Here is a 16282-nt window from a genome sequence, read left to right on the forward strand (position 1 = left end):
GCCGGGTGCCGCCGGCCGGGAGACGAGCGGGCGCCGGCCGGCACACCCCCCGATCACCGCACGTCATCAGGCCCTTCGTCCCGGCGGAGACTGTTGACGCCGTGTCTACCGACGGCGAGACTGCCCGGCATGACGATCAGCGGGTGGAGCGAAGCACGCGGCGGGAGCCCCGGCCGGGGCGCCGCCGTACCGGCCGGCGCGGAGCGGGGCCGGGACGGCCGGACGGTCCGCCGGGGCGGGCTGCTGCGGCGGACCGCCGCGGCCGCCGCCCGGATGGCGCGGCCCGACGGCCACGGACGCGGCCCGCTGGTCGCCTTCGGCGCGCTGGCCGCCGCCGACCTGATAGCCGTGGCCCGCGGCCCCCGCGGCTGGGAGCGCGCCGCCAAGCCCCTGCTGATGCCCGCCCTCGCGGCCCACGTGCTGCGCCGCAGGCCGGACGGGAAGACGCCCGCACCGGCACCGCTGATCGCCGGCCTCGCCTGTGCCACCGCCGGTGACACCGCCCTGCTCTTCGACGAGCACGAGCCCGCGTTCCTCCTCGGCATGGCCGCCTTCCTCGGCACCCAGGTCGGCTACACCACCGGCTACGCCCGGCTCGGCGCGTTCCGCGCGATCCGCGAGCGGCCCCTGCCGGCCCTCGGCTGCCTGGCCGCCTGGGCGGCCGCCAACGCGGTCATCTCCCCGGGGCTGGAGAGGAAGCTGCGCCTGCCGGTCGCCGGATACAGCCTGGCGCTGATGACGATGGGCGCGGCCGGCCTCGGGGTCGGGGGCAAGGTGGGCGCGGGAGCGGTGGCGTTCGTCGGCTCGGACCTGCTGATCGGCCTCCAGGCCGCGGGCCGCAAGGTGCCGGGCCAGGAGCTCATGATCATGGCGGGCTATCTCGCCGGCCAGTATCTGATCACCACCGGCTGGCTGGAACGCCGGGAGGAGCGGGAGCGCTCCCTGCCCGGCTGACGCCGCGGGGGCCGTACGGTCCGCGACGGGCGAGGCCACGAGCCGCCGGAGCACCGGCCGGCCGGGCACCGGCGGGCCCCCGCCTGGGCAGTGCCCGGCCACCGCCCAGGCAGCGTCCGGCCACCGCCCAGGCGCCGTCCGTGGCCCACCCGGCCCCCGGGCCGGGGGCCGGCCGGCCCCGTCCGGGCGCCGGGTACGGTCGGACACGTGCCCGAGAAGACCGCCGCCCCGTCCCCGCCCGAGCTGTTCACCAAGGAGTTCGCCGACGATCCGTACCCGGCGTACGCCTGGCTGCGCGAGCACAGCCCCGTCCACCGCACCACGCTGCCCAGCGGCGTGGAGGCCTGGCTCGTGACCCGGTACGCCGACGCCCGGCAGGCCCTGGCCGACGGGCGGTTGTCGAAGAACCCCGCGCACCACTCCGGGCCGGCGCACGCCAAGGGCAAGACGGGCATTCCCGGGGAGCGCGGCGCCGATCTGATGACCCATCTGCTGAACATCGACCCGCCCGACCACACCCGGCTGCGCCGTCTCGTCTCCAAGGCGTTCACCCCCCGCCGGGTGGCCGCCTTCGAGCCGCGCGTGCGGGAGCTGACGGACCGGCTCATCGACGGCTTCGCCGCCCGCGGGGAGGCCGATCTCATCCACGAGTTCGCGTTCCCGCTGCCCATCTACGCGATCTGCGATCTGCTGGGCGTCCCGCGCGAGGACCAGGACGACTTCCGCGACTGGGCGGGCATGATGATGCGCCACTCCGGGCCCGGCGGCGACCGGGCGCCGCGCGGCGGCGTGGGCCGGTCGGTCCGGAAGATGCGCGACTACCTCGCCGAGCTGATCCACCGCAAGCGGGCCGCGCTCGGACCGGTGGCCCGCCCCGGTGAGGACCTGATCTCCGGTCTGATCCGGGCGAGCGACCACGGCGAGCACCTCACCGAGGGGGAGGCCGCCGCCATGGCCTTCATCCTCCTCTTCGCCGGCTTCGAGACCACCGTCAACCTCATCGGCAACGGCATGTACACCCTGCTCCGCCAACCCGGCCCGCGCGAGCGGCTCCAGCGCTCACTGGCCGCCGGCGAGACGGAGCTGCTGGCGACCGGGGTCGAGGAACTGCTCCGCTACGACGGCCCGGTGGAGCTGGCGACCTGGCGCTACGCCTCCGAGCCGGCCGTCATCGGCGGGCAGCGCATCGCCGCCGGCGACCCGGTGCTGGTGGTGCTCGCCGCCGCCGACCGCGACCCGGCGCGCTTCACGGACCCGGACACCCTGGACCTCTCCCGCACCGACAACCCGCACCTCGGCTACGGCCACGGCATCCACTACTGTCTCGGGGCCCCGCTCGCCCGGCTGGAGGCGCGCACCGCGCTGGCGACCCTGCTGCGCAGGCTCCCGGATCTCCGACTGGCGGCCGATCCGGAGGAGTTGCGATGGCGCGGCGGACTGATCATGCGCGGCCTGCGTACCCTGCCGGTGGAGTTCGCCCCTGTGCCCGTACCGGACCCGGGGGAAACACGCCGCACCTGACGTGGCATCATTCGTGATCTTCGCGTGATCTCCACTACATCGACTTGTGACGCGCCTCCGGTGCCCGCTATTTTTCGGCGGGACTTGACCTTCGGCCCTCGACGAAAGGCCCTTCATGCTTTCCGGCAACGGCAGACACCGCAAACCCCGTCAGGCTCCGGCTCTTCTCGTCACGGCGGGCGTGGCCGGCGCGGGGATCGCGATGCCGCTGCTCGGCGCGACGGGCGCGCAGGCCGCCGACGCCGGCACCTGGGACAAGGTCGCCGAGTGCGAGAGCGGCGGCCTGTGGAGCGCGGACACCGGCAACGGCTACTACGGCGGACTGCAGTTCACCCAGCAGACCTGGGAGCAGTACGGCGGGCTGGACTACGCGCCCAGCGCCGACCAGGCCAGTCGCAACGCGCAGATCGCCGTCGCGGAGAAGGTCCTCGCGGCCGTCGGGCCGAGCGCCTGGCCGAAGTGCGGCGCGGACGCGGGCCTCACCGGGAAGGGCAAGGCGGCCGACGCGGCCTCCGAGGACTCCGATGCCGAGGGCGGGCAGCAGTCGGGCGGCCTGCTCGGCGGCCTGCTGGAGACCGGCGGCTCCGGTGACGACGCGGACGGCTCCGGCGCCGGGGACTCCGCTCCCGGGCAGGGCGGCGAGTCCGCCGCGCCGTCGGACGAGGAGGAGCCGGACGAGGGCCTCCTCGACCTGGGGCTGTCCGGCACCGCCGACGAGAAGGCCCCCTCCAAGAGCGGCAAGCACCGCGGGGAGCCCGCGCCGGAGGAGACCGCGGTGGAGGCCGGGGACGAGGACGAGGACCGCGCGTCCGGGCGCCACGCCTCCCGTGACGACGCGGCGGCCGACCGCGGTACCGAGCGCCCGTCGCCGGAGCCCGGCCCCTACGCCGTGCTTCCGGAGGCCGTCTACGGCGGCGCGGCCGACGACCGTTCGGTGTCGGGCGAGTGGACGTACTCCGCGAACGCCGCGACGTGGTCGGCGCGGCCGGCGCTCTGATCCGCCCCGGTGGCGGCCGGGCGCGCACCGTCCCGCGGAGTGCCCGGCGCCGGCTCCGGCCGCTCCGGGCCGCGCGGCAGCACACCCGGTGCGGCGCGCGGTCCCTGCGTCCCATCGGATGAACCGGGGCCACCGGCCGCCCTCTTCGCCGTCCGGGCCGTCACCTGCGACAACGGCGGTACGGACGACCGTGCGGGAGGTAAGTGACGGTGTGTCGGATTATGTCCCGTCAGCGACGATGTGCTTAACGTCTTATCGCTCGCCGCCAGCGGGCACCCCCGACCACCACGCCGAGTCCTGCCGGTGGCCGGAGGGCAGTCGCCGCGCAAGCGCCGTAGGCAGGAGCGGGGGACCCAGGTAAGTGCCGTGAGGACCGCCCGCGCGGACCGACCGGCTAGGGGTGAAGCCCAGTGCGGGAGCACTCGGCAGGGCCGCTCACAGCCCCAACCCGACAGCTCACCTCGCAGGCGTCGGTGAGAGAGACGTTTCATGCTGCGTACCGGTTACAAGGGCAGGCACCGCCGCCCCGCCCCGCCCAAGTCACGTCGTATCGTCACGTTCGCCGGCGCCGCCGGCACCGCCGCGGCCATCCCGCTCGTGGGCACCGCCGACTCCGCCTCCGCCGCCTCCGTCGACACCTGGGAGGCCGTGGCCCAGTGCGAGTCCAGCGGCAACTGGAAGATCAACACAGGCAACGGCCACTACGGCGGGCTGCAGTTCAAGCAGTCCAGCTGGAAAGCCGCCGGCGGGCTGCGCTACGCCCCGCGAGCCGACCTCGCCACCAAGGAAGAGCAGATCGCGACCGCCGAACGGCTGCTCGCCATGCAGGGGCCGGGCGCCTGGACCTGTGCCGGGGCGGGCGGGCTGAAGGCGGGCGGCCCCGCCCCCGGCGTCGCCCCGCTCACCGGACTCGGCCGGGAGACCGGTGGGCAGAAGCAGGAGCAGGCCGCGCCGCGGCAGGAGCGGTCCGCGGACGCGCCCGCCGCCCGGGCGGAGCGGCGGGACGCGGCCGCAGCGTCGAAGACCGGGGAAGCCGCCGGTACGGAGAAGAAGTCCGCTCCCGAGCTGGTCGACGGCAAGTACGAGGTCGTCGAGGGCGACACCCTCTCCGAGATCGCCGAGACCCTGGGGATCAAGGGCGGCTGGCAGAAGCTCTACGCCATGAACCGGGACAAGATCGACGCCCCGGACGTCATCTACCCCGGCCAGCTCCTCAGGCTGAGCTGACCGCCCCGCAGGGCCGCCCCGCTCCGGGCGGCACGGCACCGGCCCGGCGCGCCCCCCGGCGGCGCCGGGCCGGTGCCTTTCCGCTCCCCGCGCCACGGCGCCCCCGGGCACCTCTTCGAGCCACCTCTTCCGAGGTGATTGCCCCCTCAATGCCGGATTTCGGATGTCTTTTCGTCTCGCCGGACGGGCGGTCGGCCGACCCCGGCCCCCGGGCCGGTTAGGCTCGTGGCGCAGAGCCGTTCGCGGCGAGAAAGACACTGCGATCCAGCGTCACATTCCCAGAAGGAGATGCTCGTGCCGTCCATCGACGTCGTCGTAGCCCGGGAGATCCTCGACTCGCGAGGCAACCCAACGGTCGAGGTCGAGGTCGGCCTCGACGACGGCAGCACAGGCCGTGCTGCCGTCCCCTCCGGTGCCTCCACCGGGGCGTTCGAGGCCCTCGAGCTCCGTGACGGCGACAAGAACCGCTACGGCGGCAAGGGTGTGGAGAAGGCCGTCCTCGCGGTCATCGAGCAGATCGGCCCGGAGCTCGTCGGCTACGACGCCACCGAGCAGCGGCTGATCGACCAGGCGATGTTCGACCTGGACGCCACACCCGACAAGTCCTCGCTCGGCGCCAACGCCATCCTCGGCGTCTCGCTCGCCGTGGCGCACGCCGCCTCCGAGGCGTCCGACCTGCCGCTCTTCCGCTACCTCGGCGGCCCGAACGCCCACCTGCTGCCGGTCCCGATGATGAACATCCTGAACGGCGGCTCGCACGCCGACTCCAACGTGGACATCCAGGAGTTCATGATCGCCCCCATCGGCGCGGAGTCCTTCTCCGAGGCGGTGCGCTGGGGCGCGGAGGTCTACCACACCCTCAAGACCGTCCTGAAGGAGCGCGGCCTGGGCACCGGCCTCGGCGACGAGGGCGGCTTCGCCCCCAACCTCGGCTCCAACCGCGAGGCCCTGGACCTCATCGTGGAGGCCATCCGCAAGGCCGGTTACGAGCCGGGCCAGGACATCGCCCTGGCGCTCGACGTGGCCGCCACCGAGTTCCACAAGGACGGCTCCTACTCCTTCGAGGGCAAGTCCCTCTCGGCCGCCGAGATGACCGACTACTACGCCGAGCTCGTCGCCGCGTACCCGCTGGTCTCCATCGAGGACCCGCTGAACGAGGAGGACTGGGAGGGCTGGAAGACCCTCACCGAGAAGCTCGGCGACAAGGTGCAGATCGTCGGTGACGACCTGTTCGTCACCAACCCCGAGCGCCTCGCCCGCGGTATCGAGAGCGACACCGCCAACGCGCTCCTGGTGAAGGTGAACCAGATCGGCTCGCTGACCGAGACCCTGGACGCCGTCGAGCTGGCCCAGCGCAACGGCTACAAGTGCATGATGTCCCACCGCTCCGGCGAGACCGAGGACGTCACCATCGCCGACCTGGCCGTCGCCACCAACTGCGGCCAGATCAAGACCGGTGCGCCGGCCCGCTCCGAGCGCGTCGCCAAGTACAACCAGCTGCTGCGCATCGAGGAGATCCTCGACGACGCCGCGGTGTACGCCGGCCGCTCCGCGTTCCCGCGCTTCGGCCGCTAGCCCCCGGCGTACGCCAGTACGTCAGTGCGTCGCGTCCCCGGCCCGGTCCCGTACCGTGGCCGGGGACGTGACGCAACGGACGACAGGGGAGGCGAGAGCGTGTCCGCGGACCGCGACAGGGGTGCCCCCGCCGGCGGCGGGTCGAGGTTGTCCGGCTTTTCCCCCTTTTCCCAGCAGGGCTCGACCGCGACCCGGCTCCGGGCCCTCGGCGAGCAGGCCGCCGCCCGCGTCTACCGGGCCCGGCCCCAGCGCCGCAACCGGCTGACGGGCCGGGCCGCGCTGCTGGCGCTGGTCGTGTGCACGCTGGTCGTCGCCCTCGCCTATCCCATGCGGCAGTGGGTCTCGCAGCAGTCGGAGATCGCCGAGCAGCAGCGCCGCGCCGAGGAGGCGCGGGCGGCGGTCGAGGAACTGCGCGACCTCAAGGCTCGCTGGCAGGACGACGCCTACGCCGAGCGGCAGCTGCGCGAGCGGCTGCACTACGTACGCCCGGGCGAGACCGGCTACATCGTGCCGCGGGGCACGGACGGCGCCGGGGAGAAGGCCGGGCAGGACGCCGACGGCGAAGAGCTCCCCTGGTACCGGAAGCTGTGGAGCGACGTCGACCGGGCGGACTCCGGCGGCTGACACACCCGGGACGGCCCGGGCCCTCCCGCCGGCCGCCCTGCCCCGTCTTCTCCCCGTCCTCCCCGTCCTCCTCGTCTCCCCCCGACCCGTCCGGACTTCCCACCCGAACCGACCGAAGAGATCCGCACCGGCATGGACACGCCCCCTCCCCAGACCACGCCCACCGCACCCACCGAGGCCGACATCGCGGCGTTCCGCGAGCAACTCGGCCGCCCGCCCCGCGGTCTGCGAGCCATCGCGCACCGCTGCCCCTGCGGGCAGCCCGACGTGGTCGAGACGGCGCCGCGGCTGGAGGACGGCACCCCGTTCCCCACGCTGTACTACCTGACCTGCCCGCGCGCCGCCTCCGCGATCGGCACGCTGGAGGCGGAGGGCGTGATGAAGGAGATGACGGCCCGGCTCGCCGAGGACGAGGAACTGGCCGCCGCCTACCGCGCCGCGCACGAGGACTACATCGCCCGCCGTGACGCCGTCGAGGTCCTCCGGGGCTTCCCCAGCGCGGGCGGTATGCCGGACCGGGTGAAGTGCCTGCACGTCCTGGTCGCCCACTCCCTGGCCGCCGGCCCGGGCGTCAACCCGCTGGGCGACGAGGCGATCGCCCTGCTGCCGGAGTGGTGGCGCAAGGGCCCGTGCGTGAGCCCGGGCGGACCGGCCGCCGCCGGCCCGGGGGCGCCGGAGGGGGCGCGGGAGCAGGGGAGCGCCGCGGAAGGGGAGACCGCATGACCCGCGTGGCGGCGATCGACTGCGGAACGAACTCCATCCGGCTGTTGGTCGCCGACGTCGACCCGGCCACCGGCGACCTCACGGACCTGGACCGGCGGATGACCATCGTCCGGCTCGGCCAGGGCGTGGACCGCACCGGCCGGCTGGCGCCGGAGGCCCTGGAGCGCACCTTCGCCGCCTGCCGCGAGTACGCCGGGGTCATCCGCTCGCTGGGCGCCGGGCCGCTCCGCTTCGTCGCCACCTCCGCCTCCCGCGACGCCGAGAACCGGGACGACTTCGTGCGCGGGGTCCGCGCCATCCTGGGCGTCGAACCGGAGGTCGTCACCGGGGACCAGGAGGCGGAGTTCTCCTTCACCGGCGCGACCCGGGAGCTGGCCGGGCGGCGGGATCTGGACACCCCGTACCTGGTGGTGGACATCGGCGGCGGCTCCACCGAGTTCGTCGTCGGCACCGAGCGGGTGAGCGCCGCGCGCTCCGTCGACATCGGCTGCGTCCGGATGACCGAGCGCCATCTGGTGCGGGACGGCGCGGTCGCCGACCCGCCCTCGCCGGAGCGGATCGCGGCCATGCGGGCCGACATCGACGCCGCGCTCGACCTGGCCGGACGGACGGTACCGCTGCGCGAGGCCCGGACGCTGGTGGGGCTGGCCGGCTCCGTCACCACGGTGGCCGCGATCGCGCTGGGACTGCCGGAGTACGACTCGGCGGCCATCCACCACTCCCGCGTCCCCGTGCAGCGGGTCCGGGAGATCACCGAGCGGCTGCTGGGCTCGACGCACGCCGAGCGCGCCGCGATCCCGGTGATGCACCCGGGCCGGGTGGACGTGATCGGCGCGGGCGCCCTGGTGCTGCTGGCGGTCATGGAGCGGACCGGCGCCGCGGAGGTCGTCGTCAGCGAGCACGACATCCTGGACGGCATCGCCTGGTCCGTGGCGTAGGAGCCGCGCCGGCGGCCGGTTCCCCGCGCCGGGCCCGGCCGGGCCCGGGCCGGTGGCCCGCCTCCGGAGGAGGCGTCCGGCCCTCTCCTGAGCCGGGTGCGCATCGGGTGAGCGGGCCCGGCGGGGCCCTGCGGGGAGGGCGCGCGACCTGGCCAAAAAGAGTTCGTGAAACTCTTCACATGAAAAAGTGGCGGTGAATGCGCCCGGGCGGCTGATAAACCCCGGATAAGGGCGCGCGGAGCCTCCGAGACGAAGGTACGCGAGGCCCGGACGGTGGGGTGCTTCGAGTGGCCGCTCCGCGGCGGCCCGCTCGCCCCGGAGTGCTCAACCGCAGCTCACGGGGGGTTTCGCGGAGGCCGGGCCGGTTCGCGGTCCGCCCGGAATGTCGGGACTCCTGCGACGGGGCGCGGAGTGTAACACAGGGCTGAGGAGTCCTTGTGAAGGGCCTCACGAGCACCCCCCTCCGGAGTGCTGGATACTCGAATCATGAGCACCACGGAGCGTCCACGGATCCTCGTAGTAGGCGGCGGGTACGTCGGCCTGTACGCGGCGCGCCGCATTCTCAAGAAGATGCGGTACGGCGAGGCGACAGTCACGGTCGTCGACCCGCGCTCGTACATGACGTACCAGCCCTTCCTCCCCGAAGCCGCAGCCGGCAGCATCTCCCCGCGCCACGTCGTGGTCCCGCTGCGGCGCGTGCTCCCCAAGGCGGAGGTCCTGACGGGCCGCGTCACGACCATCGACCAGGACCGGAAGACCGCCACGGTCACGCCGCTCGTCGGCGAGGCCTACGAGCTGCCCTTCGACTACCTGATCGTGGCGCTCGGCGCCGTCTCCCGCACCTTCCCGATCCCCGGCCTGGCCGAGCAGGGCATCGGCATGAAGGGCGTGGAGGAGGCCATCGGCCTCCGCAACCACGTCCTGGAGCAGCTCGACAAGGCCGACTCCACGACCGATGAGGAGGTCCGCCGCAAGGCGCTGACCTTCGTCTTCGTCGGCGGCGGCTTCGCTGGTGCGGAGACCGTGGGCGAGGTCGAGGACATGGCCCGCGACGCGGCGAAGTACTACCCGAACGTCTCCCGCGAGGACATGCGGTTCGTGCTCGTCGACGCCGCCGACAAGATCCTTCCGGAGGTCGGCCCCGAGCTCGGCAAGTGGGGTCTGGAGCACCTCCAGAAGCGCGGTGTCGAGGTCTACCTGCAGACCTCCCTGGAGTCCTGCGTCGACGGCCACGTCGTGCTCAAGAACGGCCTGGAGGTCGACTCCGGCACCCTCGTCTGGACCGCCGGCGTCAAGCCCAACCCGGCGCTGGCCCGCTACGGCCTGCCGCTCGGCCCGCGCGGCCACGTCGACGCGGAGGCCACGCTCCAGGTCAAGGGCAGCGACCACATCTGGGCCGCGGGCGACAACGCCCAGGTGCCGGACCTCGCCGCCCGCGCCGAGGGCGTCGAGAACGCCTGGTGCCCGCCGTCCGCGCAGCACGCGCTGCGCCAGGCCCGGGTCCTCGGCGACAACGTCATCTCCGCGCTGCGGGGCTTCCCGCAGAAGGAGTACAAGCACGCCAACAAGGGCGCGGTCGCCGGTCTGGGCCTGCACAAGGGCGTCGCGGTGATCCGGCTCGGCAAGCGCGTGAAGATCAAGGTCAAGGGCCGCGCCGCCTGGTACTTCCACCGCACGTACCACGGCATGGCCGTGCCGACCTGGAACCGCAAGATCCGGGTCTTCGCCGACTGGACCCTGCAGACGTTCCTCAAGCGCGAGGTCGTGTCCCTCGGCGCGATGGAGAACCCCCGCGAGGAGTTCTACGAGGCCGCCCGCCCGGCGCCGGCCCCCTCCGACGCCCGGCCCGTGACGGCCGGGTCGTCCGAGAAGGCCGAGCGTTCCGAGAAGGCCAGGGCCTCCTGACCACGCGGGGCCCGGCCCCGCGAACAGCAGAACAGCAGCCCGAAGGGGCGTCCGCCGAATCCGTGGGGCGGACGCCCCTACGGCGTTCCCGGACCGCGGCCGCCGCTCCGTGATCGCTCGGCCCGGGTGCGCCGGACCTCCGTCCCGGCCGCGCTGCCCCCGGCTCTGTCCCGCAGGGGTCTGGGATTCGGGCGGGCCCGGTGCTTCCGTAGAGGCGTAGGCGTTCACCGCTCCTGCCCACGGAGGTGTACGAGACATGGCCGACGCCGCGCGGCGGCTCACCGCACTCGCCGAGGAACTGCTGGGCACCCCGTTCCCCCTGCGGATCCGGGCCTGGGACGGCAGCGAGGACGGCCCGCCCGGCGCGCCCGTCCTCTCCGTACGCCACCGGCGGGCGCTGCGCCGGTTCCTCTGGTGTCCGGGCGAACTCGGCCTGGCCCGCGCCTGGGTGGCCGGTGAGCTGGACATCCTCGGTGATCTCTACGAGGGGATGGACCGGCTGTCCGGCCTGTTCTGGGAGCGCGGCGCGGGACCGGGCGGCGGCGGTGTTCGGGGCGCCCTGGGCGCTGCCGCGGCCCTGCGCGACCCGCGGACCCGGGCCGCCGTCCGCGAACTCGTGACGCTGGCCGGCCCCGGGCTGCCCCCGCCGCCGCCCCGTGAGGAGGCGCGCCGCCTGCGCGGCGGGCCGCTGCACAGCCCGCGCCGCGACCGCCGGGCCGTCAGCCACCACTACGACGTGGGCAACGACTTCTACGCCCTCGTCCTGGGCCCTTCCATGGTGTACTCCTGCGCCTACTGGACGGAGGGCGCCGGCCTGGAGGCGGCCCAGCGCGACAAGCTCGACCTCGTCTGCCGCAAGCTGGCCCTGCGCCCCGGCTCCCGGCTGCTGGACGTCGGCTGCGGCTGGGGCGCGCTGGTGCTGCACGCGGCGCGCGAGTACGGGGTGCGCGCCGTCGGGATCACCCTCTCCTCCGAGCAGGCCGCCCACGCCCGCAAGTGGATCGCCGAGGAAGGACTGGCGGACCGGGTGGAGATCCGGGTGCAGGACTACCGCGAGGTCCCCGACGGCCCGTACGACGCCATCGCCTCGATCGGCATGGCCGAGCACGTCGGCTCGGCGCGCTACCGGGCGTACGCCGGCGTGCTCCACGGGCTGCTGCGCCCCGGCGGCCGGCTGCTCAACCACCAGATCGCCCGCCGCCCGGAGCCCGACGAGGAGGAGTACCGCATCGACGCGTTCATCGACGCCTACGTCTTCCCGGACGGCGAGCTGGCCCCGATCGGCTCCACCGTCTCCCGCCTGGAGGAGGCCGGCTTCGAGGTGCGCGACGTGGAGGCGATCCGCGAGCACTACGCGCTGACCCTCCGTCAGTGGGTGGCGCGTCTGGAACGGGACTGGCCGCGGGCGGTTCGTATGGTCTCGCCCGGCCGCGCCCGGGTCTGGCGGCTCTACATGGCCGCGTCCGCGCTCTCCTTCGAACGGAACCGGATCGGCGTCAACCAGATCCTCGCCGTCCGCACCCCGGAGGGTGGCTCCTCGGGCCTTCCGCTGCGCCCCCGGGCGTGGACGGAGACCTGAGCGGCGGTTCCGGCGGCCCGGCGGCCCGGCGGCCCGGCGGCCCGGCGGCCCCGGCGTTCCGGCGGCGTCCGGCACCGACCGCACCGGGCCCCGTTCGCGACGGCTGTACGCCGTGAACGGGGCCCGGTGCCGGTGCCCGCCCCACGGGGGCGGGGTCCCGCGGCTACTCGGCCTTGATCGCCTCCAGCGCGTTCAGCTTCGCCGCCCGCCGCGCCGGCCACAGCGCGGCCAGGACCCCGACGAGTCCGGCCAGGGCCAGGAAGGCGCCGATCCGCTCCCACGGGACCGTCATGGTGTACGTCTCCATCGACTCGGTGATGGACGTCCCGGCGGCCCAGGCGAGGAAGACCCCGAGCCCGATGCCGAGCACGGCGCCGAAGAGCGAGATCACGATCGACTCCAGCCGGATCATCCGCTTGACCCGCGAGCGGTCCATGCCGATCGCCCGCAACATCCCGATCTCGTGCTTCCGTTCGAAGACCGACATGGCCAGGGTGTTGATCACTCCGAGGACCGCGATGATCACGGCCATCGCCAGCAGGCCGTAGAGCATGTTGAGGATCAGGCTGATCACGCCGCTGATCTCCTCGCTGATGGCCCGCTTGTCCTGGATCCGGATCGCCGGGTTCTTGCCGAGCGCCTCGGTGATGGTCTCCTCGGCCTGCGCGGAGGGACCGTCCTTCATCTTCACCATCACCTGGAAGTCGGTGATCTCCTGCAGATGCGGATCGACCACGCCGGTGGTGACGAAGAAGCCGTCGATCATCTCGTTGCCGGTGTAGACGCCCGCGACCTCCAGCTTCTCGGTCTTGCCGTCGTCGAACTCGTAGCTGAAGGTGTCACCGGTCGCGATCCCGGCCGCCTCGGCCGTCTTGTGGTCGACGACCGCGCGGTGTCCTCCGAGGCGGTCCAGCGAGCCGCTGCTGAAGTCGAGGGAGAGCACCTGGCCGATGGACGCCGGGTCGACCCCGGTCATCCCCACCCACTCGTCGTTCACCGTGCCGTACGCGGCGCGCATCGGGCTGGTGGCCGCGACCTCCGGCATCTCGTCCAGCTTCTCGCGCACGTCGGGGGAGAGCCCGGTGTAACTCGCCATGCTCACCGCGTAGTCGGCCTTCATCAGCCCCACGGCCATCTTGTCGACGGCGCTCTGCACCGAGGTGGCGACCACCGTCAGGCCGGTGACCAGGGTGAGCCCGATCATCAGCGCGGAGGCGGTGGAGGCGGTGCGGCGCGGATTGCGCAGCGAGTTGAGCCGGGCCAGCTTGCCGGCCGTGCCGAAACGGTCCAGCAGGGGCGCGGCGGCGGCGATGACCGGGCGGGACAGCAGCGGCGTCAGCACGATCACCCCGACCATCATCGTCGCCGAACCGGCCGCCAGGAGCTGGTTCTTGTCCTGGGCGACGCCGAGGAAGAGGAGCGCCCCGCCGAGGGCGGTGATGCCCGCGCCGATGCTGTTGCGCACCACCAGTCCGCGGGGCGTCGGGGTGGCGTGCACGCTGTTCATCGCGGCCACCGGCGGCACCTTCGCGGCCCGCCGGCCGGGCAGCCAGGCCGCCAGCATGGTCACCACGACACCGATCACCAGAGCGATCAGCGGGGTCTGCGGGGCGATGACGAGCGGCCCGTCCGGGATGGTCGCCCCCGCCGCGCCGATGCCGGCGCGCATGCCGACGGCGATGCCGAGACCGGCCCCGAAGCCGAGGACGGCGGCCACCAGGCCGACGAGGAACGCCTCGATGAGCACCGAACGGGTCACCTGGCGGCGCGAGGCGCCGATGGCGCGCATCAGCGCGACTTCCCGGGTGCGCTGGGCGACGAGCATGGTGAAGGTGTTGGCGATGATGAAGATGCCGACGAAGAGGGCGACGGCCGCGAAGTAGAGCAGGACGTTGCCCATCTCCTCGGTCTGCGCGGTGATCTGCCGTGCCTGCTCGTCGGAGAGGACCTTGCCGGTGACGGCCTCGGTGCCCTTCGGCAGGATCTCCTCGACCGCCGCCTTGAGCTCGGTCTGCGAGGTGCCGGCCGCGGCCTGGACGGTGATCTCGTCGTATCCGTCGGCTCCGCCGAACAGGTCGAGCGCCGTGTCGTTGTCGAAGAGCACCAGGGTGCCGCCGGCCGCGACGTTGCCGTCCGAGGTGTCGAAGATCCCGGTGACCTCGGGCGTCCGGACCGGTCCGTCGACGGAGAGCCGTACGGTGTCGCCGGTGCGGTAGCCGGTGCGCTCGGCGGTACGGCGGTCGAGGGCCACCTCGTCACCGGTCTCCGGGGCGCGGCCGTCGGTGAAGGTGTAGCGGGGGTCCTTGCCGTCCGGGCCGGGGTGGTGGTTGCCGCCGAGGGTGGACCAGCCCTCGCCGACGAGCTTGCCGTCCTTGCCGGCGAGTGCGGTGAAGTCGGAGACGGCGGCCGTGGCCGACGCGGCGCCGGGCAGCTCCTCGGCCTTCTTCAGCAGGGCGTCGTCGAGCCGGGGCTCCTCCTCGCCGGCCGCGACGCCGCCCCACCGGATGGCGACGGAGACGTGGTCGAAGCTCTTGGCGGAGCTCTTCTTGAAGGCGTCACCGATGGTGTCGGTGAAGGTCAGGGTGCCGGAGACGAAGGCGACGCCGAGAAGGACGGCGAGCACGGTCATCAGCAGCCTGGCCTTGTGCGCGAGCACATTGCGCAGGGCGGTACGGAGCATGGTCCTGTCAATCCTGGTGAGGGGTGGGCGGCCCAGGGGCGGGCGGAACGGCCCGCGGGCCGGGTGGTGCACACACCGCTCCCGCACGGCGGCACGCCGCGGGGGCGCGCGGTGGGGCGCGGCTGGTCGGGCGGTGGCGGCGGTTCAGGCGGCGGTGCCGCCCGCCCCGGTCGGCAGGGTGCGCATCCGGTCGAGCACGGCCTCGGCCGTCGGGTTCTCCAGCTCGTCGACGATGCGGCCGTCGGCGAGGAAGACGACGCGGTCGGCGTAGGCGGCGGCGACCGGGTCGTGGGTGACCATCACGACCGTCTGGCCCAGCTCGCGCACGGAGTTGCGGAGGAAGCCCAGCACCTCGGCGCCGGAGCGGGAGTCGAGGTTGCCGGTCGGCTCGTCCGCGAAGATGATCTCGGGGCGGCTCGCGAGCGCGCGGGCGACGGCCACGCGCTGCTGCTGGCCACCGGACAGTTCGGTCGGCCGGTGCTTGAGACGGCCCTCCAGGCCGACGGTCTTCACGACCCGGTCCAGCCACTCCGGGTCGGGCTTGCGGCCCGCGATGTCCATGGGGAGGGTGATGTTCTCCAGGGCGTTGAGCGTGGGCAGCAGGTTGAACGCCTGGAAGATGAAACCGATCTTGTCCCGGCGGAGCTGTGTGAGCTGCTTGTCCTTGAGGGACGCCAGTTCGGTGTCGCCGATGCGGGCGGAGCCGGCGGATATCGAGTCCAGCCCGGCCACGCAGTGCATCAGCGTCGATTTGCCGGAGCCGGACGGGCCCATGATCGCGGTGAATTCGCCCCGGCGGAAGTCGGCGGAGACCCCGTCGAGCGCGACCACCTGCGTCTCCCCCTGGCCGTAGACCTTGGTGAGGTCCGTGGCGCGGGCGGCGACCGTGGTGGGGCGGGCGGCGGTCCGGGCATCTGTGATGCTGGTGGTCACGGGGAACTGCTCCTGTCTGCATGCGTTCGGGCCATCGGCTGGGACGCCCGGGGACCCCACCATCGTCGCGGCCGGAACAGCCCCTGGGATCACCCCGCGTACCCGTTTCCGTGGCCCTCCAGGGAGGTACTGCGGGGGCCGTTGTCATACCTGGGGATGACGGGATGTGCCGGAGGGGCGGTCGGAGGCAGTCGAGATCGCGTCAATTCCGGGCACGCCGGACCGAGCCGGACGCGGTGCCCCGTATGGACCAGCAGCAGGTTCTCGCCATCCCGGTTCTGATGGACCTTCAGCTGCCCATAAAATCAGACAACCACCCTTCGGGAACGGGCTGTTCAGCACCGCGCACCCGGATAGGCTCGGAGGGCGCCATGGGGGGACCGCGAGCCGCTGGGAGCGGTCCCGCAAGCCTGACCAGCCCCATCGGCATCGTCATGGGGGATCCCGCCCGGATGGTGGAATGCAGACACGGTGAGCTTAAACCTCACTGGCCTAGAAGGCCGTGCCGGTTCAAGTCCGGCTCCGGGCACCCCCTGTCCCCCGGTCCGAGGGGGAGGGCGGCGGAGAACCGGCCCTCCGGGACCGCTGCCGGGGGGATGCGGCGGGAACGCCGCCGGTCACTTCCG

General features: G+C 73.5%; 12 protein-coding genes, 1 tRNA gene and 1 riboswitch. Of the genes, 11 read left to right on the forward strand and 2 right to left on the reverse strand.

Annotated features, from left to right (window positions below; genetic code table 11):
* Positions 1–129: 129 nt before the first annotated feature.
* From LIX60_RS19010 to LIX60_RS19055, 10 genes are all read left to right on the forward strand, one after another.
* Entirely contained in the window at positions 130–954 is an 825-nt protein-coding gene (locus LIX60_RS19010; RefSeq protein ID WP_227959524.1) for a lysoplasmalogenase, read from the forward strand.
* 207 nt (positions 955–1161) lie between these two features.
* Entirely contained in the window at positions 1162–2475 is a 1314-nt protein-coding gene (locus LIX60_RS19015; protein ID WP_227959525.1) for a cytochrome P450, read from the forward strand.
* A 115-nt stretch (positions 2476–2590) separates the two neighbouring features.
* Positions 2591–3472 carry a transglycosylase family protein gene (locus LIX60_RS31770; RefSeq protein WP_308101589.1) on the forward strand — a complete coding sequence of 294 codons (882 nt, stop codon included), beginning with the start codon at positions 2591–2593 and terminating at the stop codon, positions 3470–3472.
* A 320-nt stretch (positions 3473–3792) separates the two neighbouring features.
* A riboswitch (cyclic di-AMP (ydaO/yuaA leader) is annotated at positions 3793–3957 on the forward strand.
* 4 nt (positions 3958–3961) lie between these two features.
* Complete coding sequence (locus tag LIX60_RS19025) at positions 3962–4699, forward strand: transglycosylase family protein (protein WP_227959526.1); 738 nt, start codon at positions 3962–3964, stop codon at positions 4697–4699.
* A gap of 288 nt (positions 4700–4987) precedes the next feature.
* On the forward strand, positions 4988–6274 hold the full coding sequence (eno, locus tag LIX60_RS19030) for a phosphopyruvate hydratase (RefSeq protein WP_019711736.1): 1287 nt from the start codon (positions 4988–4990) through the stop codon (positions 6272–6274).
* A 147-nt stretch (positions 6275–6421) separates the two neighbouring features.
* Positions 6422–6898 carry a septum formation initiator family protein gene (locus LIX60_RS19035; protein WP_227959527.1) on the forward strand — a complete coding sequence of 159 codons (477 nt, stop codon included), beginning with the start codon at positions 6422–6424 and terminating at the stop codon, positions 6896–6898.
* Between the two features lie 132 nt (positions 6899–7030).
* The gene (locus LIX60_RS19040) at positions 7031–7621 is read left to right on the forward strand and encodes a DUF501 domain-containing protein (RefSeq protein WP_227959529.1); all 591 of its coding nucleotides are present in this window, start codon (positions 7031–7033) and stop codon (positions 7619–7621) included.
* A complete protein-coding gene (locus tag LIX60_RS19045; RefSeq protein ID WP_227959531.1) occupies positions 7618–8559 on the forward strand; it encodes a Ppx/GppA phosphatase family protein in 942 nt (313 codons plus the stop codon). The genes LIX60_RS19040 and LIX60_RS19045 overlap by 4 nt, the downstream gene beginning before the upstream one ends.
* 486 nt (positions 8560–9045) lie before the next feature.
* Positions 9046–10464, forward strand: coding sequence for an NAD(P)/FAD-dependent oxidoreductase (locus tag LIX60_RS19050; protein WP_227959533.1), 1419 nt, complete (start codon positions 9046–9048; stop codon positions 10462–10464).
* Between the two features lie 256 nt (positions 10465–10720).
* Positions 10721–12043, forward strand: a complete 1323-nt coding sequence (locus LIX60_RS19055) for a cyclopropane-fatty-acyl-phospholipid synthase family protein (protein ID WP_227959534.1) — start codon at positions 10721–10723, stop codon at positions 12041–12043.
* Between the two features lie 163 nt (positions 12044–12206).
* Here the strand turns inward: LIX60_RS19055 and LIX60_RS19060 are convergent, their stop codons facing one another.
* Together LIX60_RS19060 and LIX60_RS19065 are read right to left on the reverse strand one after the other, a co-directional pair.
* Complete coding sequence (locus LIX60_RS19060; RefSeq protein WP_227959535.1) at positions 12207–14723, reverse strand: ABC transporter permease; 2517 nt, start codon at positions 14721–14723, stop codon at positions 12207–12209.
* A gap of 144 nt (positions 14724–14867) precedes the next feature.
* Positions 14868–15644, reverse strand: coding sequence for an ABC transporter ATP-binding protein (locus LIX60_RS19065; RefSeq protein ID WP_227962830.1), 777 nt, complete (start codon positions 15642–15644; stop codon positions 14868–14870).
* A gap of 458 nt (positions 15645–16102) precedes the next feature.
* On the opposite strand from LIX60_RS19065, the gene LIX60_RS19070 reads away from it, so the two are divergent.
* A tRNA-Leu gene (locus tag LIX60_RS19070) sits at positions 16103–16185 on the forward strand.
* The last annotated feature ends 97 nt before the right edge of the window (positions 16186–16282 follow it).

The sequence above is a fragment of the Streptomyces sp. S07_1.15 genome (assembly GCF_020739505.1).
In the GTDB taxonomy this organism is placed as follows: Bacteria; Actinomycetota; Actinomycetes; order Streptomycetales; family Streptomycetaceae; genus Streptomyces; species Streptomyces xinghaiensis.

What these genes read in the sequence shown, in the direction of transcription:
- LIX60_RS19010 (WP_227959524.1), top strand. Translation starts at nt 130, where the DNA reads ATGACGATCAGCGGGTGGAGCGAAGCACGCGGCGGGAGCCCCGGCCGG.
- LIX60_RS31770 (WP_308101589.1), top strand. Translation starts at nt 2,591, where the DNA reads ATGCTTTCCGGCAACGGCAGACACCGCAAACCCCGTCAGGCTCCGGCT.
- LIX60_RS19025 (WP_227959526.1), top strand. Translation starts at nt 3,962, where the DNA reads ATGCTGCGTACCGGTTACAAGGGCAGGCACCGCCGCCCCGCCCCGCCC.
- eno (WP_019711736.1), top strand. Translation starts at nt 4,988, where the DNA reads ATGCTCGTGCCGTCCATCGACGTCGTCGTAGCCCGGGAGATCCTCGAC.
- LIX60_RS19040 (WP_227959529.1), top strand. Translation starts at nt 7,031, where the DNA reads ATGGACACGCCCCCTCCCCAGACCACGCCCACCGCACCCACCGAGGCC.
- LIX60_RS19045 (WP_227959531.1), top strand. Translation starts at nt 7,618, where the DNA reads ATGACCCGCGTGGCGGCGATCGACTGCGGAACGAACTCCATCCGGCTG.
- LIX60_RS19050 (WP_227959533.1), top strand. Translation starts at nt 9,046, where the DNA reads ATGAGCACCACGGAGCGTCCACGGATCCTCGTAGTAGGCGGCGGGTAC.
- LIX60_RS19055 (WP_227959534.1), top strand. Translation starts at nt 10,721, where the DNA reads ATGGCCGACGCCGCGCGGCGGCTCACCGCACTCGCCGAGGAACTGCTG.
- LIX60_RS19060 (WP_227959535.1), bottom strand. Translation starts at nt 14,723, where the DNA reads ATGCTCCGTACCGCCCTGCGCAATGTGCTCGCGCACAAGGCCAGGCTG.